Origin of the sequence: Mesonia hippocampi, assembly GCF_014197445.1 — a bacterium.
Taxonomy (GTDB): Bacteria; Bacteroidota; Bacteroidia; order Flavobacteriales; family Flavobacteriaceae; genus Mesonia; species Mesonia hippocampi.
Genome location: NZ_JACIFO010000001.1, coordinates 260,641 through 282,083 on the forward strand (window position 1 = coordinate 260,641; position 21,443 = coordinate 282,083).

General features: G+C 34.0%; 13 protein-coding genes. 5 read left to right on the plus strand and 8 right to left on the minus strand.

Going from position 1 to position 21,443, the window contains the following annotated elements; all coding sequences use genetic code 11:
- The first annotated feature begins 66 nt into the window (after positions 1-66).
- The 4 genes from GGR32_RS01300 to flxY are packed head-to-tail and all read left to right on the plus strand — an operon-like array spanning position 67 to position 8,216.
- Entirely contained in the window at positions 67-3,738 is a 3,672-nt protein-coding gene (locus tag GGR32_RS01300) for a 1-acyl-sn-glycerol-3-phosphate acyltransferase (RefSeq protein WP_183475635.1), read from the plus strand.
- Positions 3,731-5,281 (plus strand): phytoene desaturase family protein, encoded by a 1,551-nt coding sequence (locus GGR32_RS01305; RefSeq protein WP_183475636.1) that lies wholly within the window; start codon positions 3,731-3,733, stop codon positions 5,279-5,281. Before GGR32_RS01300 ends, GGR32_RS01305 begins: the two co-directional genes overlap by 8 nt.
- Positions 5,278-6,930: a C45 family autoproteolytic acyltransferase/hydrolase gene (locus GGR32_RS01310; RefSeq protein ID WP_343066407.1), complete on the plus strand. Its 1,653-nt coding sequence runs from the start codon at positions 5,278-5,280 to the stop codon at positions 6,928-6,930. Before GGR32_RS01305 ends, GGR32_RS01310 begins: the two co-directional genes overlap by 4 nt.
- A complete protein-coding gene (gene flxY, locus GGR32_RS01315) occupies positions 6,927-8,216 on the plus strand; it encodes a flexirubin biosynthesis putative acyl-CoA ligase FlxY (RefSeq protein ID WP_183475637.1) in 1,290 nt (429 codons plus the stop codon). The genes GGR32_RS01310 and flxY overlap by 4 nt, the downstream gene beginning before the upstream one ends.
- Before the next feature lie 66 nt (positions 8,217-8,282).
- Here flxY and purL read toward each other — a convergent pair whose 3' ends face one another.
- From purL to GGR32_RS01330, 3 genes are all read right to left on the minus strand, one after another.
- Complete coding sequence (purL, locus tag GGR32_RS01320) at positions 8,283-11,948, minus strand: phosphoribosylformylglycinamidine synthase (protein ID WP_183475638.1); 3,666 nt, start codon at positions 11,946-11,948, stop codon at positions 8,283-8,285.
- A gap of 157 nt (positions 11,949-12,105) precedes the next feature.
- The gene (locus GGR32_RS01325; RefSeq protein WP_183475639.1) at positions 12,106-13,905 is read right to left on the minus strand and encodes an endonuclease; all 1,800 of its coding nucleotides are present in this window, start codon (positions 13,903-13,905) and stop codon (positions 12,106-12,108) included.
- Positions 13,906-13,981: 76 nt separating this feature from the next.
- On the minus strand, positions 13,982-15,196 hold the full coding sequence (locus tag GGR32_RS01330; protein WP_183475640.1) for an RsmB/NOP family class I SAM-dependent RNA methyltransferase: 1,215 nt from the start codon (positions 15,194-15,196) through the stop codon (positions 13,982-13,984).
- 81 nt (positions 15,197-15,277) lie between these two features.
- On the opposite strand from GGR32_RS01330, the gene GGR32_RS01335 reads away from it, so the two are divergent.
- Positions 15,278-16,354 (plus strand): sialidase family protein, encoded by a 1,077-nt coding sequence (locus GGR32_RS01335; protein WP_183475641.1) that lies wholly within the window; start codon positions 15,278-15,280, stop codon positions 16,352-16,354.
- A gap of 21 nt (positions 16,355-16,375) precedes the next feature.
- Here GGR32_RS01335 and GGR32_RS01340 read toward each other — a convergent pair whose 3' ends face one another.
- The 5 genes from GGR32_RS01340 to GGR32_RS01360 are packed head-to-tail and all read right to left on the minus strand — an operon-like array spanning position 16,376 to position 21,437.
- Positions 16,376-16,798 (minus strand): hypothetical protein, encoded by a 423-nt coding sequence (locus tag GGR32_RS01340; RefSeq protein WP_183475642.1) that lies wholly within the window; start codon positions 16,796-16,798, stop codon positions 16,376-16,378.
- Between the two features lie 12 nt (positions 16,799-16,810).
- Positions 16,811-17,305 carry a hypothetical protein gene (locus GGR32_RS01345; protein ID WP_183475643.1) on the minus strand — a complete coding sequence of 165 codons (495 nt, stop codon included), beginning with the start codon at positions 17,303-17,305 and terminating at the stop codon, positions 16,811-16,813.
- 33 nt (positions 17,306-17,338) lie between these two features.
- Entirely contained in the window at positions 17,339-17,881 is a 543-nt protein-coding gene (locus GGR32_RS01350) for an RNA polymerase sigma factor (protein ID WP_183475644.1), read from the minus strand.
- A 10-nt stretch (positions 17,882-17,891) separates the two neighbouring features.
- Complete coding sequence (locus GGR32_RS01355) at positions 17,892-19,718, minus strand: ABC transporter ATP-binding protein (protein ID WP_183475645.1); 1,827 nt, start codon at positions 19,716-19,718, stop codon at positions 17,892-17,894.
- Positions 19,719-21,437, minus strand: coding sequence for a phospho-sugar mutase (locus tag GGR32_RS01360; protein WP_183475646.1), 1,719 nt, complete (start codon positions 21,435-21,437; stop codon positions 19,719-19,721).
- Positions 21,438-21,443 lie beyond the last annotated feature (6 nt).

A 21,443-nucleotide genomic window follows, 5' to 3' on the forward strand; every position in this document is an offset into this window, starting at 1 on the left:
TACAGGTTTTTCATACATTTGTAGGTTGATATAAAAAACAAATAAAGACATAACCTCTTATTATTAATGGCTTCTTTTTTTATAAAAATTTATCATTCAATAAAGGCACACTATAGGTTTTCGGTCTTATTTTTCCTGTGTTTATTTGTTGTGGTTGCTTTTTTTGCTTCTAAAATTACTTTTGAAGAAGATATTACTAAAATAATTCCTAAAAGTGAACAGGGAAATATTACTACCAAAGTTGTACAACAGCTTAAATTCTCTGATAAAATTACGGTATTAATTTCTAGAGAGGATAAAGGAAGCCTTGATGATTTAACCCAAACAGCTCGCTTATTTCTCGATAAATTAGCTTGTTGTAACCAATATATTAAAAATGTTCAAGGAAGAGTAGATGAAAAAAATATAAAACAAACCTTCGATTTTGTTTATACACATTTGCCTCTTTTTTTAGATGATTCCGATTACCTTAAAATCGAACAAAAATTAGCAAGAGATAGTATTAATGTTCAGGTAGAACAAAATTTTAAAACACTATTATCCCCAACGGGCATTATTGCTAAAGATTTTATTGTAGCCGATCCGTTAGGAGTCTCGTTTGTAGCACTAAAAAAGCTTCAGGAATTAAGTATTTCAGATAATTTTAAACTAATAGATGGGTATATTGTAACTAAAGATGAGCAATCTCTTTTGTTGTTTATAGATCCTGTTTTATCGGGGAGTGAAACAGAAAAAAACACCAATTTTATTGAAGAGCTTAATAAACTTAAGCACGAAATTAATACGCAACTTTTAGGAAAATCAACAATAGATTATTTTGGAGCTTCATTCATCGCAGTGGCTAATGCTAAACAAATAAAAACAGATATTTTAACTACAGTAATTATCTCTATAAGCGTATTAATACTTTTATTAATGCTGTATTACAGAAAAGTGTATGTTCCCGTTATTATTTTTATACCATCTGTTTTTGGAGGGCTTTTTGCATTAATGTGCTTGTATTTTTTTAAAGATAGTATATCGGCTATCTCTATAAGTATAGGAGCGGTTTTGTTAGGAATTACGGTAGACTATTCGTTGCACATTCTTACACATTATAAAAACAACGCCGATATAAGCTTGTTGTATAAAGATATTACACGCCCGTTGATAATGAGTAGTATAACAACGGCAGTGGCATTTTTGTGTTTGTTTTTTGTAAAGTCTGAAGCTTTACAAGATTTAGGGCTTTTTGCTTCAATTGCGGTTGTAATGTCAGCATTATTCTCGATAGTTATAATCCCTCATCTCTATAAAGTAAGCAATACAACGGGGCAACCTAGAAAAACAATGTTAGATAAAATTGCTTCCTTTTCATTTGAAAAAAATAAAGTATTACTAATTGGCAGTTTACTCCTTATTATAGGAAGTTTTTTTACCTACAAAAATGTTAGTTTTGATAATGATTTATCTAAACTAAATTACATCCCAGCAGAAATTAAGCAAGTAGAAAAAAAGCTCGAAAACTCAACCAATCTTACCTCAAAATCTTTATATGTAGTTGCTTATGGCGAAGATAAAGAGCAAGTTTTACAGAGAAACGAGGAGTTAAAGGAAAATCTAGAAGAATTTAAATTAGCAGAAAAAATAATAGATTTTAATTCGTTATCAAATATCGTTTTATCTAATAAAGAGCAATTGAAACGAATAAAAAAGTGGAATGAATTTTGGGATGAAAACAAGGTAAATAAATTTAAACAAAACATTATAAACGCAGGTAAACCGCTTGGTTTTAAAGCAGAAACTCACCAAAAATTCTTTACGCTTTTAACAACACAACAGCAACCTGTTAAGTTGAAAGAGTATGCTGAAATTCCAGCTTTTTTTACCGAAGAGTTTATAAGCGAAAAAAACGGCTTTTATACCATAACCTCGGTAGTTAAGGTAGATGATGCTAAAAGAGCTGCGGCTATCAAGCAGATAGAAGCAAAACAGAATAATTTACTTGTAATAGATAGAAAGCAACTTAACGAAACCTATTTAGGACATTTAAAAGACGATTTTAACCGGTTGATAAATTATTCTTTCATTGCCATTGTATTAATTCTATGGTATTTTTTCCGCCGTATAGAATTGGTGTTAATTAGCCTTATTCCTATTTTACTAACAGGTTTTATCATTATGGGAGTAATGGGGCTTTTAAATATTCAGTTAAATATTTTTAGCAGCATTGTTGCTACACTCATATTTGGGCATGGAATAGATTTTACTATTTTTATGACCAATGCCTTACAAAAAGAACACACCTACGGTAAAAATGAGTTGCCCACTTACAGAACCTCTATTTTGCTGGCTGTTATTACTACAATTTTGGCTATTGGTGCGCTTGTTTTTGCAGCGCATCCTGCATTAAAATCAATTTCTGTTTTATCATTAATAGGTGTTTTTTCGGCATTAGTTATTACGTTTGTTTTTTATCCCATCGTATTTAAATTATGCATCACAAACCGAACAAAACACCATAAGTCTCCCATAACTTTAAGGTTATTTCTGCACTCGTTTTTTTCTTTTTTATACTACGGAGGCGGGAGTATAATTTTATCGGTAATAGGTCGATTTTTTGTTAAAATACTTCCTGGGAATGAAGAAAGAAAGATGCGTTTTTTAAGAAAATTAATGTCTAAGTTTTTGACTTCAGTTTTATATTTTAACCCATTTGTTAAAAAAGAAATTTTAAATCCCAACCGAGAAGATTTTTCTAACCCCGCCGTTATTATATCAAACCATACTTCATTTTTAGATTCGCTTACGTTAAGTATGGTAAGCGCTAATATTATTTTCTTGGTTAACGATTGGGTTTATAATTCTCCCGTATTTGGAAAAATTGTAAAAATGGCTGGTTTTTATCCCGTTTCTCAAGGAGTTGATGGCAGTGTAGAACATTTACGAGAAAAGGTAAAGCAAGGGTATTCTCTTATGGTTTTCCCCGAAGGAACTCGCTCGGAAGATAATACCATAAAACGTTTTCATAAAGGCGCATTTTACTTGGCAGAACAATTTGAGCTTGATATTTTGCCTATTTATGTTCACGGGAATTCGGAAGTTTTACCACGAAATGATTATATTATTTACGATGGGAGTATGACGGTTAAGACAGGTGATAGAATATCGCCGTCCAATACCAATTTTGGAAACACTTATTCGGAACGAACAAAAAAAATAAATCGCTATTTTAGAGCAGAATTTGATGAATTAAGAAAACAAATAGAAGATGAGAACTATTTCAAAAAGAAACTCTTTTTAGCTTATTTATATAAGGAATCTGCCGTTATAAAGGCAGTAAAAACAAGCGTTAAAAAATATAAGTTAACTTATTTAGCCTTAGCGACTTTAATAGAGAGTAAAGCTACGATTTATCATATTGCAGATAATTATGGCGAAATAGATTTATTGTTGACTTGGCAATATCCAACACGGAAAATTTCAACATATATAAAAGATGCTGAAAAAAGAGCTGTGGCAAAAAATAATTATCCCGTAGGTCGGAGTAATATTAGTTATAAAGAAACATTTGGTATAGACGAAAATATACATACTTTATTAATCTCGGCAGAATTAGCAGTTAAAATTGTAATTCCGTCTGCTGTAAAAGAAGTAATTTTAATAGAAAAAGCAAACTCGGCTGCTATAGAGAATTTAAATGAATTTACGGCATTTATAAACCAAAACGGCATAAGAGGTTTTAGAAGAAATGAATAAAACAGAAAAAAAATATGACGTTGTTATTGTAGGAAGCGGTTTGGGCGGACTTACTTCTGCTATAATTTTAGCCAAAGAAGGAAAAAAAGTTTGTGTACTTGAAAAAAACCAACAATTTGGAGGGAATTTACAAACTTTTGCTCGCGATAAAAAGCTTTTTGATACAGGGATTCACTATATAGGTGCGTTGGGAGAAGGGCAAAACCTAAATAAATACTTTAGTTATATAGGGATAATGGATGCCTTAAAACTTTCTAAGATGGATGAAGATGCTTACGATGTTATTTCCTTCGGAGATGCTGATGTAGAATATCCACATGCACAAGGCTATGAAAATTTCACTAAACAATTATTAAAATATTTCCCAGAAGAAGAAGTTGCCATAAAAGAATATTGTAAAAAAATACAAGAAATTTGCGATGCTTTCCCATTGTATAATTTAGATTATGGCAATGGTCATCCTATAGAAATACTTTCCATCAACGCTCAAAAATATTTTGAAGAACTTACCGATAATAAAAAACTTAGAGCAGTATTGGCGGGTTCTAATTTTTTATATGCAGGAATTCCAGATAAAACTCCGCTTTATGTACATGCGCTTTCGGTAAATTCCTACATTCAAAGTGCTTGGCGATGCATAAACGGCGGAAGCCAAATAACAAAACAGCTTATAAAACAACTTAAAAAATACGGAGGAGAGGTCTATAAACGCAAAGAGGTTGTCAATTTTTCTTCTGAAGGAAAACGTATAATTTCTGCCAATACAAAAGATGGAAGTGCTTATTACGGAGATATTTTTATCTCTAATATAGAGCCAAAAACCACCTTAGATATGGTAGGAAAAGAAAAATTTAGAAAACCTTATTACCGCCGTATAAAAGAGTTAGAGGTTTTGCCTGCCGCTTTTAGTGTTTATGTAGTTTTGAAGCCTAATACGGTGAAATATGTAAACCATAATAACTACCATTTTAAAGATAGTACGCGCGTATGGAATGCTAACGAGTATACCGCAGAATCTTGGCCAGAAGCTTTTATGCTTTCAATGAATATCTCGGAAGAAAACCAACTATGGGCAGAAAGCCTTACCGGGATTACCTACCTGCATTTCTCTGAATTTAAGGCATGGCAAAATACGCAGAATACCATTGTAAATCCTTCTAATAGAGGAGAAGCTTACGAAGCATTTAAGCAAGAAAAAACACAGGTTTTTATGAGAGAAATAGAAAAAAGACTCCCTCATATAAAAGGAAATATCAAGGCAGTTTATGCTTCTACACCACTGTCGTACAGAGATTATATAGGTGGTTTTGAAGGAAATTTATATGGCTATGTAAAAGATTCAGAAAATCCGTTAAAAACCTTTATCTCCCCACGAACAAAGCTCGAAAATTTATTTATGACAGGGCAAAGTATCAATATGCATGGTGTTTTAGGAGTAACTATTGGAGCGGTATTAACTTGTACCGAAATTATAGGAAAACAATATTTGGTAGATAAAATAAATAAAGAGGTGTTAGAAATAGAAAAACAAAGAAGAAAATGATGTTTCGTAACTTGTTTTATTACCTATTTGCATTGCTTCTGTGTTCTTGTGGAATTTCAAAATCTATTAAACATAAACCTGAAATTTCTAAGTATGATTATAAAATACCAAAGGTAATTAAACATTCAGATTCTTTATTTACCACAAAAAACAATTCACTTCTACAAAATAAGTTTGGGCAATGGGAGTTGTATGTATCGGGAAACCCTATGGAAATAGGATTGAATACAGGAGCACTTTATGAGCCTTTATACCATTACCAAGAAGAAGTATTTTTTGAAAAAGTAGAAGAACTTGTTCCTTCAAAATTTAAACAAAACATGCTTCGGCAGTTTTTGAAATGGTATAATCGAAAAATGTATTTACATATTCCCGAAGAATATAAAACCGAAATTTATGGGATTTCACAATACGCTTCTGATAAGTATAATTATATAGCGCCAAAATATTTACGAAATTTATATTTACATGGAGCACATGATATTGGGCACGCCATGCAAGACTTAGCTTTAGTTGGTTGTTCATCTTTAGCGCTTTGGGGAAATTATACACAGGATGGAAAACTGCTTTTAGGAAGAAACTTTGATTTTTATGCGGGGGATAAATTTGCTGAAAATAAAATTATTGCTTTTGTAAAACCAACTCAAGGTTATCCTTTTGCAAGCGTTACTTGGGCAGGAATGGCAGGAGTAGTTTCGGGGATGAATACAGCAGGATTAACAATAACTTTGAATGCGGGGAAATCGGATATTCCATTGGCGGCAAAAACACCAATATCTATAGTAGCAAGAGAAATTTTACAATATGCAGAAACTATAGAGCAGGCTATAGCAATTGCTAAAAAACGTGCAGTATTTGTATCGGAAGCCCTTATGGTGAGCAGTGCAAAAGATAAAAAAGCAGTGCTTATTGAGGTATCTTCAGATAATTTCGGAGTTTTTGAAATGGCTAATAAATTAATTTGTACAAATCATTTTAGAAGCAAAGCTTATGCGGAGGATGAAAACAATAAGAAGCATATTATAGAGAGCCATTCACAATACCGTTTTGATAAAATTGAAGAAATTTTAAGGAAGAACCCTGTAATGAATCCTCAGAAAATAGCAGATTTATTACGTAATAAAGAAGGTCTAGCTGACCAAAAAATTGGTTATGGAAATGAAAAAGCTTTAAATCAATTGCTAGCACATCATGCTGTTATTTTTCAGCCAGAAGATTTATTGATATGGGTTTCTTCAAACCCATATCAATTGGGAGAATTTGTAGCTTACGATTTACAAGAAATTTTTTCAAACAAGAAAAAAATACTTACTTCTCAACATATCAAAAAATTAAACATTGCTAAAGATGACTTTTTAGATTCAGTACAATACCTAGATTATGAATTGTTTAGAAAAAAAGATAGGAGAGTAACCAAAGCAATTTTGGGAGAAATAAACTTAAGCCCAGCCGCTATTCAACATTACCAAAATTTAAATCCAGAATATTGGAAAGTTTATAGTAATATTGGGAGATATTATTTTGAGAAAGGCTATTATAAAGCGGCTCAGATAGAATTTAATAAAGCACTCACTAAAGAAATAACTACCTTGCCCGATAGAGAAACTATTGAAAGGTATTTGCATAAAATAGATAGAAAATTAAGATGATTCCACCCATAGAATTAGCATCTGCCGAAGAAATAAAAGTTTTTCAAGAAGAAAAATTAAAAGAATTATTAACATATCTAGCAGAAAAATCGAGGTTTTACAAAAAAATGTTTTCTGATAATGCGATTGATATTTCGCAGATTAAAACGCTAGAAGATTTACAACAAATTCCTGTAACTACAAAAACAGATTTACAGCAGCATAATTATGATTTTCTTTGCGTTCCAAAACATGAAATTATAGATTATGCTACTACTTCAGGAACATTAGGAAAACCAGTGGTTGTAGGACTTACCAATAATGATTTGGATAGACTTGCCTATAATGAAGCTATATCCTTAGCTTGCGCAGGAATAAAAAAAGGCGATGTGGTACAATTAATGACAACTATAGATAGAGGCTTTGTAGCAGGACTTGCCTATTTTTTAGGGTTGCGAAAAATTGGTGCCGGAGTAATACGTATAGGGCCAAGAAATCCGCAATTACAATGGGATTCTATAGTAGAACATAAGTCAAAATACCTTATAGCAGTTCCTTCTTTTTTATTGAAAATGATAGCCTATGCAGAGGCAAACCAAATTGATTATAATCAATTAGGAGTAGAAGGAATAATATGTATAGGTGAAGCCCTACGTACAGCAGATTTAGAGAATAATGTACTAGCAAATAGAATTTTAGAAAAATGGGATGTAAACCTGTATTCTACCTATGCATCTACCGAGATGAGCACTGCTTTTACCGAGTGTGCATATCAAAATGCAGGTCACCTTCATCCTGAATTAATTATTATAGAGGTTTTAGACAATCAAAATAACCCTGTTAAAGATGGGGAAGAAGGAGAACTAACAATCACAACACTTGGAGTAGAGGCAATGCCATTACTGCGTTTTAAAACAGGCGATATAGTAACCGTGTTTTCTGAAAAGTGTAAATGTGGAAGAAACACTAAAAGGGTAGGACCTGTTTTAGGAAGAAAAAAACAATTGGTAAAATATAAAGGAACAAGCATTTACCCGCCAGCAATATTTGATATTTTAAACTTTTTTGATTCGATTAAATTATACCTTGTAGAATTGCATACCAACGATATTGGTAACGATGAAATATGCGTAAAAATAGCTTCAGATGATGTTTCTGAAGAGTTTTTAAATAAAGTAAAATCTTATTTGCAATCTAAATTGAGGGTTATTCCTACAATCGAATTTTGTGAATTAGAAACACTAGCTAAACTTGTTTTTAATCCTAATAAAAGAAAACCAACTTATTTGATTGATTATCGTATATAGCTTTTTAGCTAAATTGTATAAAAAGTAAAAGGCAATCTTATTTTAAGATTGCCTTTTTTATAATGGTTATAATTTATTTTCTAGCCATTCTCTAGCATTAACAAAAGCTGTTAACCAAGGCGTAACTTCATCTTTTCTATCTTTTGGGTAATAAGCCCAGTTCCAAGGAAAAGTAGAACGCTCCAAGTGAGGCATCATTACCAAATGTCGCCCAGAATCATCGCAAAGCATTGCGGTGTTATAATCAGAGCCATTAGGATTTGCTGGGTAAGTATTATATGCGTATTTACCTACAATGTTATAATGTTTCTCTGCTTTTGGGAAACTAAATTTACCTTCACCATGAGCTGCCCAAATGCCTAGTTTTGTTCCTGCAAGGCTATGTAACATCACCGAATTGTTTTCGGGTATTTCTACCGAGGTAAAAGTACATTCAAACTTATGCGAATCGTTGTGCAGCATTTTAGGTTTCTCTAAGTCGTTTGGTGTAAGTAAACCAAGCTCGATAAATAATTGGCAACCATTACACACTCCTAACGATAAAGTATTTTCTCTGTTAAAGAAATTATCTAAGGCTTTTTTAGCTTTCTCGTTATACAAAAAGGCACCAGCCCAACCTTTGGCACTTCCTAAAACATCACTGTTAGAGAACCCTCCAACAGCAGCAATAAACTGGATGTCCTCTAAGGTTTCTCTTCCCGAAATTAAATCGGTCATGTGAACATCTTTTACATCAAAACCAGCCAGATACATCGCACGGGCCATTTCTCTTTCAGAGTTAGAACCTTTCTCTCTAATAATGGCTGCTTTAATTTTAGGTTTGTTTGTAAGTACAGGGAGTTTTCCTGTAAAGCTTGTAGGGAAAGTGTAGGCTAACGCGTGTTTTTTATAATTTTCATAACGTTCTTTAGCTTTAGCTTCACCACTTTGTTCTTTGTCTAATAGATAAGAGGTCTCAAACCATAAGTCGCGAAGTTCATTTACTGTAAATGTAAAAGAATCAGCATGGTTTTTTATGTAGATTTCTCCTGAAGTATTAGGTTTTCCTAAAGTGAAAAATTCTATGTTTTCTGTAGTTAAGAAATTTTCTACAGCCTTGTTATCTTTTGCTTGGAAAACGATTCCGTTATTTTCATTAAAAAATACTTTAACGCTATCTTTTTCTTTAAGAGTGCTAAGGTCTAAATCTGCTCCTAAATTGTTTTCTGCAAAACACATTTCTAAAAGAGTGGTAATAAGTCCGCCCGATGCTACATCATGTCCTGCTGTAATAAGGTCTTGTTTTATAAGCTGCTGAATGCTGTTAAATGCTTTTTTAAAGAATGCAGCATTGGTAATTGTTGGAGCTTCTTTTCCTATTTTATTTAGGGTTTGCGCAAAAGAAGAACCTCCTAATTTAAATGCATCTTGAGAAAGGTTAATGTAGTAAATGTTTCCTGCGTTAGCTTGTAAAACAGGCTCTACCACTTGCTGTATATTGTCGCATTGTCCTGCTGCAGAAATTATTACAGTACCTGGAGAAAGTACTTCTTTATCTTTATATTTCTGTTTCATAGATAGTGAATCTTTTCCTGTTGGAATGTTGATTCCTAATTCTATAGCAAAATCAGAAACAGCTTTTACAGCTTGATATAAACGGGCATCTTCGCCTTTGTTTTTTGCTGGCCACATCCAGTTGGCAGATAATGATACTGATTTAAGTTCTTTATCTAAAGGAGCCCAAATAAGGTTGGTAAGAGATTCTGCTATGGCATTTCTAGAGCCTGCAGTAGGATCTATTAAGGCAGCAATAGGAGCGTGCCCTACCGATGTAGCAACACCGTGTTTACCATTATAATCTAAAGCCATAACCCCTACATTATTTAGCGGCAATTGAAGGCTTCCTGTAGTTTGTTGTTTTGCTACGCGACCAGTTACACAACGGTCAACTTTGTTGGTTAACCAATCTTTACAAGCTACGGCTTCTAGTTGTAAAACGTTTTTTAAGTATGTGGGTATTGCCGAAGTAGTGTAAGTAACCTCTTCATAAGATTCATTTATAGAAGTATCTTCCATGATGGTTTTAGGAGAACTTCCAAACATATCTTTAAGCGCTAAATCCATAGGTTTTGCACCTGTAAGTTTATCGGTAAACGAGAAGTGCATGTCTTCAGTTACGTGTCCAACAGCGTATATAGGAGAGCGTTCTCTATCGGCTACTTTTTTTAGCGTATCATAATCTTTATTAGCGATGAGTAACCCCATACGTTCCTGAGATTCATTTCCCATAATTTCTTTTGCAGAAAGAGTTGGGTCGCCTACAGGGAGTTTGTCTAAGGCAATATTTCCTCCGGTATCTTCTACCAGTTCGCTTAAACAATTCAGGTGTCCTCCAGCTCCGTGATCGTGTATAGAGATAATTGGGTTGTTATCACTTTCTACCATACCGCGTATGGCATTAGCGGCACGTTTTTGCATTTCTGGATTAGAACGTTGTACGGCATTAAGTTCTATCCCTGTACTAAACTCACCTGTATCTGCCGATGAAACTGCTGCGCCTCCCATCCCAATACGGTAATTTTCTCCTCCTAGAACAACAATATCATCTCCTTTTTTAGGTTTTGCTTTAATGGCTTGTTCTGCTTTACCATAACCAATACCTCCAGCAAGCATAATGGCTTTGTCGTAACCTAATTCTCTGTTGTTTTCTTTGTGTTCAAATGTTAATACAGATCCTGTAATTAGGGGCTGACCAAATTTGTTTCCAAAATCTGAAGCTCCATTAGAGGCTTTTATTAAAATGTCTAGTGGAGTTTGGTATAGCCACGGGCGTTCTTCCATAGCATTTTCCCAGTTTCTGTTTTCATTTAGACGGCTGTAAGCGGTCATATAAACCGCTGTTCCTGCCAATGGCAATGAGCCTTTTCCGCCTGCTAAACGATCTCTAATTTCACCTCCACTTCCGGTAGCAGCACCATTAAAAGGTTCTACCGTAGTAGGGAAGTTGTGGGTTTCGGCTTTTAAGGTGATTACCGAGTTGTAGTTCTTGGTATAATAGTATTCAGGTACATCGGCACGTTTGGGTGCAAATTGTTCTACTACGGGACCTTTTAAGAAAGCTACGTTGTCTTTGTAGGCAGAAACAATTTCGTTAGGATTTTCTTTTGCTGTTTTTTTGATAAGCTGAAAAAGCGTTTGCTCCATTTCGTCTCCATCAATTACAAATGTGCCGTTGAAAATTTTGTGTCGGCAATGTTCTGAATTTACTTGAGAGAAACCAAATACTTCTGCATCGGTGAGTTTTCTACCTAAACGTTTTGCTAAATCTTCTAAATACTTTATTTCTTCTGCATTTAGCGCTAAACCTTCTTGTTGGTTATAGGCATCAATGTCATTAATTTCTTCAATAGCCTTAGGTTGTATATTTACATCAAAGCTTTGTTGGGTTAACTCGTTGTACTTTTCAGAAATCATCGGGTCGAATTTTTCTGTATAAGAATTGGCATTGAAAAATTCTTCTATTCTAACAATGCCTTCTATCCCCATGTTTTGAGTAATTTCGACAGCATTGGTGCTCCAAGGGGTTATCATACTAGCACGAGGACCAATAAAAAGTGCTTTTATAGTGCTTTCGGGTAGGTGAGGTGCGTTCCCAAAAAGCCATTCAAGTTTTTTTAAATCGTTATTTTCTAGATTTTTATTTACTTGAACACTGTAAATTTTTTCCTGCGGATTTCCAAAAAAAAGAATCATGTGTGGTGTTGTGTTTTGAGTTGATATCTACTGGCTGCAAATTTAGCTTTTTTGTACTTAATTTTATCAAAAAGTTAAGCTTTATGTTCTTCCTAGTTTGTATAAAAAAATAAAGCTGCCTTTTCAGACAGCTTTATTTTTTTATTCTCGGTTTTGATTATCGAGATATTTGTACTTTTTTAATATAGGTGTTTCCGTTTTGTTCTAAGTGTAAGAAATATAATCCGTTTGTTAGGTTAGCGGTATTAATCCTGTTTTGTAACACTTGTTTTTTCTGTTTTACAAGACGGCCATTTATATCGTACATTTTATAAGAGAATTTTTCTGGCTGACTTAATTCTAGGTATAAATTTTCGTTTTTAACAGGATTAGGATAAATACTAAGGCTATTTGTTGTTGTATTTGGGGTATTCATTACCGTGTAGCAAGTCCATGATAAATCGTCAATAGCAACACGATCGCTACCATTGCCTTGGCGAATACTTATTTCTACATTTCCTTCTACGTTGATATTGTTAAGCGTAGTGGTTTCTTCTTCATTGGTGTAAGGTACATTTCCTACTAGCTGATTATTTACATAGACATCTAATGTTCCGTTACCTCCAGAAAATATTCTTTTCGTGCTAAGGGTTAAGCTCCCGATACCATCTGGTACAGATGCCGATGTTAAACTTCCTTGCGATCCAAATTTTATGGTAATGGCTTTACTACCGTTTATATCTTGGTCTGAACGTGCTTCTGTAGCTGTCCAGCTAAAACCATTATCGCCAACCCAAGTAATATCGGTGTACGAACTTGTGTTAACATCTATCCCTTCAAAACTTTCAGCAACACATTCGCTTCCTGAAGCATTTCCTGCAAGAGTTGTTCCCGAAACAGTATTGCTTGCACCTGAAATGTTTCCTGTTGCATCTATTGCATAAACCGTAAATTGGTATGTGGTGCTAGGGGTTAAGTTTTGTACGGTTGCAGTATTGGTACTACTTGTAGTGTAAAGTGAATTGTTTACATGTATATTATAATGTACAGCACTAGAATTATCGGTAGACGCTGTCCAGTTTAGGTTTATACTTGTAGAAGTTTCTCCAGATGCTACTAGGTTTGTAGGGGTTGTTGGAGCTTCGGTGTCGTTAGGGTCCCCACCGCCAGTCCATCTGTTTTCAGCAGGAGTTCCTCCCCAAATTATGGTGGCTAGGTAAGGATTATCTATAAACGGATTACGGTTTCCTTGTGCGTAGGTGTTAGATGTGTTTCCGTGGTAGTTATTTCTTGCAATTTCTATGGCAGAAACAGGGTCTTCCGCATTCCATTTTAAAAATAAATCAATCATATCATCAGGTGTATTGGCATTACTGCCCACACCAACATTACTTGGTAAACAACGCGTACCGTAACGTATGTACGTATACATCATCATACGGGCACAATCGCCTTTCCACTCGTCTCCTGGATACCAAGAGTTATTGATTCTTCTTGAATTTCCACTAGCATCTGCAAAAGGATAGTTTCCGCGATTGCTATTACGTCTTACATCTGCGGGTCTTAAATGATGAGCATCTGCACCAGGTCCTGAAGTTCCTAGGCTTGGAGTTCCTTTAGACTTTGGATATGTATGTTCACGATTCCAATCTGTAGTGCCGCCCCCGTTGCGTGATTTTGAGCGGGTACGGTGTTCTCTAATATCGCTACTGTTATCGTTAAAGCCGTAAATTAAAATAACATTGTTGGTGTTGTTAGGGTCTTCATCTGTGATTTTTAAAGCATCCCAAACCTCATCATAGCTTAAAATATTGGAGTGCTTCTGTAGAGTTACCGAAATAAGCTCAGCTTTTAGGGCAGTACCTGTTTTTGTAAAATCTACCGAGCTATAATAATTTTGTAAATTTGCTGGCGGTGTAACTTGAGAAAATCCTATTAGACTTATAAATAGGAATAGATTTAATAAAAAAGTTTTCATAGTATTCATGAATTTAAAAAGGGCTGCAAATTTACAACATTATTATTGGCTAATGTTAACCTAAGTTTAAATAAATTTATTCAACCCTTTTTAATAATGCCATATAAAAGCCATCAAAACCTGTTTCTGAGGCTAGAATAGATTGATCTTTTATAAATTTAAATTTTTTTCCTTGTTCTGTTGTTAAAAATTTTTCGATTTGTAAAAAGTTTTCTGAAGGTAAAACCGAACAAGTAGCATATACTAACAAGCCGTCTTTTCTTAATATTTTAGAGTATAGCTCTAAAATTTCTGCTTGTGTTTTTTTTATGTTTTCAACAAATTCTTCGGTAAGTTTCCATTTAGAATCGGGGTTTCTTTTTAAAACGCCAAGACCACTACAAGGGGCATCAATAAGTACTCTATCTGCCGAGTTGTGTAGTTTTTTTATAACTTTGGTAGAGTCTATGTGGCGGGTTTCAACATTATGGGCACCAGCTCGTTTAGCTCTACGCTTAAGTTCTCTTAATTTACCAGCATAAATGTCTAACGCGATTATTTGTCCTTTGTTTTCAGAAAGAGCTGCCAGGTGTAAAGTTTTTCCGCCTGCACCTGCGCAAGTATCTACAATACGCATTCCTGGTTCTATTTCTAAAAACGGAGCTACTAATTGAGACGAAGCATCTTGTACCTCAAAATAGCCTTTTTTAAAAGCTTGGGTTTGAAATACATTGGCTCTTTTTTCTAGGATTAAAGCAGATGGGTATTTTTTTGATGTTTTTGTATAAATAGCTTCTTGTTCTAAAGCTTTTTTAAGCTGAGGAACAGTAATTTTTAAAGTATTAACCCTTAAAATTACGTCAGCTTGTTGGTTTTGGGCTTCAATTTCTTTTTCCCATTTTTTCTCTCCTAACTCTTTTACTCCTAACTCGTCTAGCCAATTTGGGATAGATTCTCGGTAAACACGTTCTTTACTTAACGTATCAAATTTTCCTTTAATGCGTCGTGTAGGTGTATTTTCGAATTGAGGCCATTCTGGAAGTTTTATACCTTTTAATGTAGCCCAAACCGCAAAGACTTTAAATAACTCTTCTCTAGAAAAAGGAGCTTTAACTTCGGCAATACTAGTGTAAAGTCTTTTCCAGCGTACAATTTCATAAGTGGTTTCGGCTATAAAATTACGATCGCGTGCGCCCCAACGCTTATCGCGTTTTAGGGTTAACGAAATTTCTTTATCGGCATAACGCTCTTCATTAAAAATAAGATGTAGGGTGTCTACAACGGCAAAAACTAAATTTCTATGTAAAATCATATAAATAAATCCTAAACTAGCAAAGCTACATATTTTAATTACAGAAATGGTCTTATATTTGAGCTAAATTCTAAATTGCTTATGAAAAAAATTACTTTTGTTATTTTTTTATCGGTTATTATTATTGGCTGTGTAAATATTACTTCTAAAGAAATTAAATCGCCAGCCTATAAGGCCGTAAAGGTAGAAACTGTTTTTGAAAGCCCTATAAGCATTAGAGCGCTAGATGTTACGCCAGACTATTTGTTGTTTAGCGGAAGCCAAGGGAGGTTTGGGTATATTCACACCACCGACCATTCTTTAGCTTATATAGGAACGGTTTCTGAAGATGGTAGCCTTCCAGATTTTAGAGCTTTAGCCAAAAACAATCAGGCAGATTTTATATTATCTGCAGGAAATCCAAGTTTTTTATATAAAGTAAATTATTTAGGGAAACGCAAAATGGTATACAAGGAAACAGGAGACAACGTATTTTATAACGCCATGGCTTTTTGGAATACAAACGAAGGAATAGCTGTGGGAGACCCTACTAATGGCTGTATGTCTGTAATTATTACGAAAGATGGGGGAGACTCTTGGGTAAAAGTACCTTGCCATAAATTGCCCGATGCCTTACCAGGAGAAGTAGGTTTTGCAGCCAGTAATACCAATATCGTAATACAAGGAAATAAAGCTTGGTTTATTTCTGGAGGAAAAACAAAATCTAGAGTTTATTATACAGAAGATAAAGGAGATAGTTGGGAAGCTTATAACACACCAATTCTAAGAGGAAATGAGTCTAGTGGCGCTTACTCTATAGATTTTTATGATGAAAATCGTGGCTTTATTGTAGGGGGCGATTTTAGTAAACCTGAAGAAAATAGAGCAAATAAAGCCATTACAATAGATGGTGGTAAAACATGGAATTTGATTGCGAGTGGTACAAACCCTGGTTATAAAAGTTGTGTAAAATATGTGCCCAATAGTGAAGGGAGAGAGTTAGTTGCTGTGGGAAAAACAGGAATTTCTTATAGTAGTAATTATGGGAACAGTTGGAAAAAGTTAAGCGAAGAAGGTTTTTATACATTTACATTTGTAAATGAATATACTGGATATGCCGCGGGAAATGGAAAAATAGCTAAAATTACTTTTTTAGAAGAAGAAAAAGCAGTGGAGTAGTCTAGTGATAAGGTTTAGCGTTTACTTTTTATTTTTGTATTCTTCAAATAGCATGATATGAAAATCTCTTTGTGCTTTTTTTAGTTGCAGTATTTTTTTTGCTGACAATATATCTTTTAATTCTGTTATAAATTGTTTTTTTAAGTGCGCTTTTTCATCTTTATAAGCTACATAAGCAGTTAAAATTTCATCGGTTTCTGTAGGGCTAAGCTCGGATAGGGTTTCTAACCCGTTTTTTACATAACACCATTGGTTTTCATACAAACTATCATGTAATTTCTCGTATTTATTATGCAAGGGCCAAAATTTTTCAGCCTCTGATGGGGAAAGTGATAAAGCCTCTGTATAAAAAGCGGTACGTAAACTTTTAATTTGATCGTCGCTTACTTGTGCTTGCGTATTTATGCAAGTAAAAAATATTAAGAGAAAAAATAAAGTTTTCATAGCGTTGTAAGGTTAGTTCTCTAAAAGCATAGAAATTTCAGTGTTTTCCGAAAGGTATTGCTCTATGCTTTCTGGATTTATTTGGTTTAATTTTTCTGATATTCTCTCAGGAATATCGGTAGTATAATCTATAGGTAGGTATTCCAAATCAATACCGTTTTGTTCAAAATAAAGGTCTATTTCTGTTTTCGATAACTCCTCTTGATAAGCGTAATTTTGTTGTGTTTGTTTTATAATCCAAAGACTAAAAACCAGTAAAGCCGCAATACCTACCATTTGGTAGGCTATGTTTTTTACAATAGTGTATTGCTTAGGTTGTTTTTGTTTAGGAATTTTAATGGTAAATTCTTCAAAATAATTATCGGGAGTTTTAAAACCTGCTGCTTCTTGTGTTTTATTGTTTCGCTTAGCAACACTAGAAGATTCTACCTTAAATTCTTTAAAGTAATTTTCAGGAACTTTATATCCGAAGCTCTTAGGCGAATATGTTGTTTGTTTCTTAGGCATCTTATACTTTAGACTATATTTTTTTATAAAGGTTTAATGGGTGATGGCTAAATATTTTTCGATTTTTTTTGTTGCATGGTGATAATTGGCTTTTACTGTACCTTCGTTAATTTCTAGAATTTCAGCAATGTTTTTATACGTAAGGTTTTCAAAGTATTTCATTTGGAATACTTGTTGTTGGCGTTCAGGTAAACTTGCCAGAGCTTTATGTAATTGTAGCAAGGCTTCATTGCCATCAAAATACGGGTCTGTAGCCAATTTATTGACTAAAGATACTTGTAAATGCTCATAACTTAGGTGTAAAGTTTTCGCTTTTTTTGTTAAAAAAGTCAAGCTCTCGTTGGTTGCAATGCGGTACATCCAACTGTATAACTTACTTTGTTTTTTAAATGACGAAATGTTCTTATAAACCTTTATAAAAGTATTTTGAAGAAGATCGTTTGCATCTTCATGGTTTTTAACAAGATGCCGAATATGCCAATACAAGCGTTCTTTATATAAATCTACCAAAAGGGCAAAAGCTTTTTCTTTGTGCTTAGCTTCTTGGAGTTGTTGTATAAGCGCTTCTTCGGTCATGTTGATAGAACTATTCGATAGTTTGCATTTCTACAAGATTTTTGTACGTTCCGTTTCTAGCAATTAATTCCTGGTGTTTTCCTTGCTCGATAATTCTACCATTTTTCATTACGATAATTGTATCGGCATTTTGTATGGTAGATAAACGGTGAGCAATTACAATAGAAGTACGATTTTTCATCATGTTTTCTAAAGCATCTTGAACATATTTTTCACTCTCTGTATCAAGGGCCGATGTGGCTTCGTCTAAAATCATGATAGGAGGGTTTTTAAGTACCGCTCTTGCAATGGATAACCGCTGTTTTTGTCCGCCAGAAAGTTTGCCTCCAGCATCGCCAATATTGGTGTGAATGCCTTTAGGTAAATCTTTTACAAACTCCCAAGCGTTGGCCACTTTTAGGGCGTTAATAAGTTCTTCATCGCTAGCATTAGGTTCTCCAAGGAGCAAGTTGTTTTTGATGGTATCGTTAAACAAAATGGAGTCTTGTGTTACTAATCCCATTAAGTTACGTAACGAGTGTTTGGTAATGTTTTTTATATTTTCGCCATCAATATAGATTTCGCCTTCTGTTACGTCGTAAAATCGGGTAACTAGGTTGGCGATAGTACTTTTCCCGCTTCCAGATTGTCCTACTAATGCAACGGTTTTTCCTTTAGGAATATTTATTGTGAAATTTTTTAAAACATATTCATCCTCATATTTAAAAGAGATGTTTTTAATGCTTATTTCTTTTTCGAAATTTGATTTAACAATAGCATCGGGCTTGTCTTTTAATGGAGAATCTGTGTGTAGAATTTCTAGTACACGATCTGCCGCTGCATTTCCTGCTTTTACTTTGTAACTAGCTTTACTAATGGCTTTTGCTGGGGTTAAAATCTGATAGGCTAATGCCATATAAGAAATAAAAGCACCGCCTGTTAATGTTTTATCGATAAGTACCATACTACCACCATACCAAAGTAAAATAGCAATGGTAACAATACCCAGAAATTCGCTTGTAGGAGAGGCTAAATTTTGACGATTTAATAAGGTGTTAGAAAAATTAAAAAATCGCTTGGTAGAAGATTCAAATTTATCACTAAAGCTTTTTTCGGCGTTAAATCCTTTTATTACTTTTAAACCACCTAGTGTTTCTTCTAAAGTGGAAAGAAATACGCCTTGCTCGTTTTGTACTTTTGCTGAATTCTTTTTTAGACTTTTTCCTATAATTGAAATAATTAAGCCAGATACCGGAATAAAAAGAAATACAAAAATGGTAAGTTTTACCGATAGGCTAAACATTACTATAATAGCAAACAAAATGGTTAGCGGCTCTTTAACAATAAGTTCTAGAATGGCTAACATAGAGTTTTTAACCTCGTTAACATCGCCAGAAATACGTGCAATAATGTCTCCTTTCTTTTTTTCTGAATAATAGGATATAGGGAGTTCTAATACTTTATTGTAAATGGCATCGCGTAAATCTCGTAATACACCGTTGCGTAAAAAAGTAATATAGTAAAGTGCTAAATAGTTAAATATGTTTTTAAGTAAGAACATGCTTATAATTAGACCAATAAGGTATAATAGGGTGGTTTGTTCTCCATATTGCTGGGAGGTGTTGGTAATAAAATAGTTTAGCGAATTTTCTATGTAACTTTTAAGCCCAGAAACGCCCTCGTATATTGGTTTTTGGTACACTTTCTCTGCTTTGCCAAATAAAACATTTATCATGGGCATTAACGAGACCATGGCTAAGGTGCCAAATAAAGCATAGAGAATGTTGAAAAATATATTTAAATATCCATAGCGTTTATAAGGGGTAATAAATCGCCATAATTTTTTGATGTATTCCATTTAGTAAGCGTTAAAAAAAGCACTTATGGCTTGTATTTTTTTAGTTAACTCATTTTGTTTTATAGCAAGCTGTTCTGTAGTGTTTACGGTGGTGTTTACACTGATGTAAAACTTTATTTTTGGTTCAGTTCCACTTGGTCTAGCAGCTATTTTTGTTCCGTCTTCTAGATAAAATATTAACACATTAGAGGAAGGAATACTTAATGCAGAGTTGGTGTTATTAGTAAGATCTTTGCGTTGAGAGGTTTGATAATCTTCTATTAGCGTGGTTTTTATTCCGTTAAAATCTAAAGGAGGATTTTCTCTTAGCTTATGCATGATGTTTTTAATTTCTTGAGCTCCCGAAATTCCTTTTTTTACTAAAGATATTAAGTGCTCTTGGTATAAGCCATGTTTTAGGTACAGTTGGTTTAGTTTATCGAGTAATGTTTTTCCTTCGGCTTTAGCTTGTGCGGCAATTTCGCAGGCTAGTAAACTGGCTGTGATGGCATCTTTATCTCGAACAAAATCGCCTACCATAAACCCGAAACTCTCTTCGCCACCACCAATAAAGTGTTGGTTAGGGAAGTCTTTAATCATTTTTGCAATCCATTTAAAACCGGTTAAACCTAATTTACATTCTATTCCGTAATATTCGGCAAGTTTTGGCATCATAGGTGTAGATACAATGGTGCTTGCAATAAATTCATTGCCCTTAAATCCTTGTTTTTCTTGGTAGTTTTTTAAGAGGAAATCTGTCATGAGAATCATGGTTTGGTTTCCGTTAAGCAGTACTATTTCACCTTCTTTATTTCTTACGGCAATTCCTAGACGATCGCTATCGGGGTCGGTACCAATTACGATGTCTGCATTTTTTTTATTTGCTAAGTCAATCGCCATTTCTAATGCTGCTGGTTCTTCAGGGTTTGGCGATTTTACGGTAGGAAAATTTCCGTTGGGTGTAGCTTGTTCTTCAACAATATGCAGTTGAGTATAACCTGCTTTTTCTAAAACTTTGGGTAATAAAGTAATCGATGTTCCGTGTAATGCGGTAAAAACAATAGATAAGTTTTCTTTTGTGGCTTTGTTGGTATTGAAACTGGCATTTTTTACAGATTCGGTTACAAAGGCACTATCTGTTTCTATGCCTATTTTTTGAATGTAGCTAGGTTTTGCTTCAAATTTAATTTGTGCATAGGTTAAGCTATTTATTTTTTCTATAATTTCACCATCTTGCGGTGGGACTAATTGTCCGCCATCTTTCCAATAAACTTTATAGCCATTATATTCTGGCGGGTTATGGCTTGCGGTTAATACAATTCCGCACTGGCAATTGTACTTTTTAACAGCAAAGGATAGTTCTGGCGTAGGACGTAGGTCTTCAAAAATATAGACGTTAATATTATTAGCAGAAAATACGTTGGCTACGGTATAGGCTAGTTCTTTACTATTATTTCTACAATCGTAAGCAATAGCTATTTTTAATTCTTCGTCAGGAAATTTTTCTTTTAAATAAAGAGCAATTCCTTGTGTGTTTTTTCCTAGCGTATATTTGTTAATTCGGTTGGTGCCTACGCCCATTATTCCTCGCATACCTCCTGTACCAAAAGCAAGATTTTTATAAAAGCTATCCTCTAGTTCTTTAGGGTTAGAGGTAATTAATTGTTTTACTTGTTCTTGCGTATGTGTATCGAATATATCGGTAAGCCATAACTTGGCTTTTTCTAAAATTTCAGTCATAATGTT

Coding starts and splice junctions, on each gene's coding strand:
- GGR32_RS01300 (WP_183475635.1), top strand. CDS start 67: ATGGCTTCTTTTTTTATAAAAATTTATCATTCAATAAAGGCACACTAT.
- GGR32_RS01305 (WP_183475636.1), top strand. CDS start 3,731: ATGAATAAAACAGAAAAAAAATATGACGTTGTTATTGTAGGAAGCGGT.
- GGR32_RS01310 (WP_343066407.1), top strand. CDS start 5,278: ATGATGTTTCGTAACTTGTTTTATTACCTATTTGCATTGCTTCTGTGT.
- flxY (WP_183475637.1), top strand. CDS start 6,927: ATGATTCCACCCATAGAATTAGCATCTGCCGAAGAAATAAAAGTTTTT.
- purL (WP_183475638.1), bottom strand. CDS start 11,948: ATGATTCTTTTTTTTGGAAATCCGCAGGAAAAAATTTACAGTGTTCAA.
- GGR32_RS01325 (WP_183475639.1), bottom strand. CDS start 13,905: ATGAAAACTTTTTTATTAAATCTATTCCTATTTATAAGTCTAATAGGA.
- GGR32_RS01330 (WP_183475640.1), bottom strand. CDS start 15,196: ATGATTTTACATAGAAATTTAGTTTTTGCCGTTGTAGACACCCTACAT.
- GGR32_RS01335 (WP_183475641.1), top strand. CDS start 15,278: ATGAAAAAAATTACTTTTGTTATTTTTTTATCGGTTATTATTATTGGC.
- GGR32_RS01340 (WP_183475642.1), bottom strand. CDS start 16,798: ATGAAAACTTTATTTTTTCTCTTAATATTTTTTACTTGCATAAATACG.
- GGR32_RS01345 (WP_183475643.1), bottom strand. CDS start 17,305: ATGCCTAAGAAACAAACAACATATTCGCCTAAGAGCTTCGGATATAAA.
- GGR32_RS01350 (WP_183475644.1), bottom strand. CDS start 17,881: ATGACCGAAGAAGCGCTTATACAACAACTCCAAGAAGCTAAGCACAAA.
- GGR32_RS01355 (WP_183475645.1), bottom strand. CDS start 19,718: ATGGAATACATCAAAAAATTATGGCGATTTATTACCCCTTATAAACGC.
- GGR32_RS01360 (WP_183475646.1), bottom strand. CDS start 21,437: ATGACTGAAATTTTAGAAAAAGCCAAGTTATGGCTTACCGATATATTC.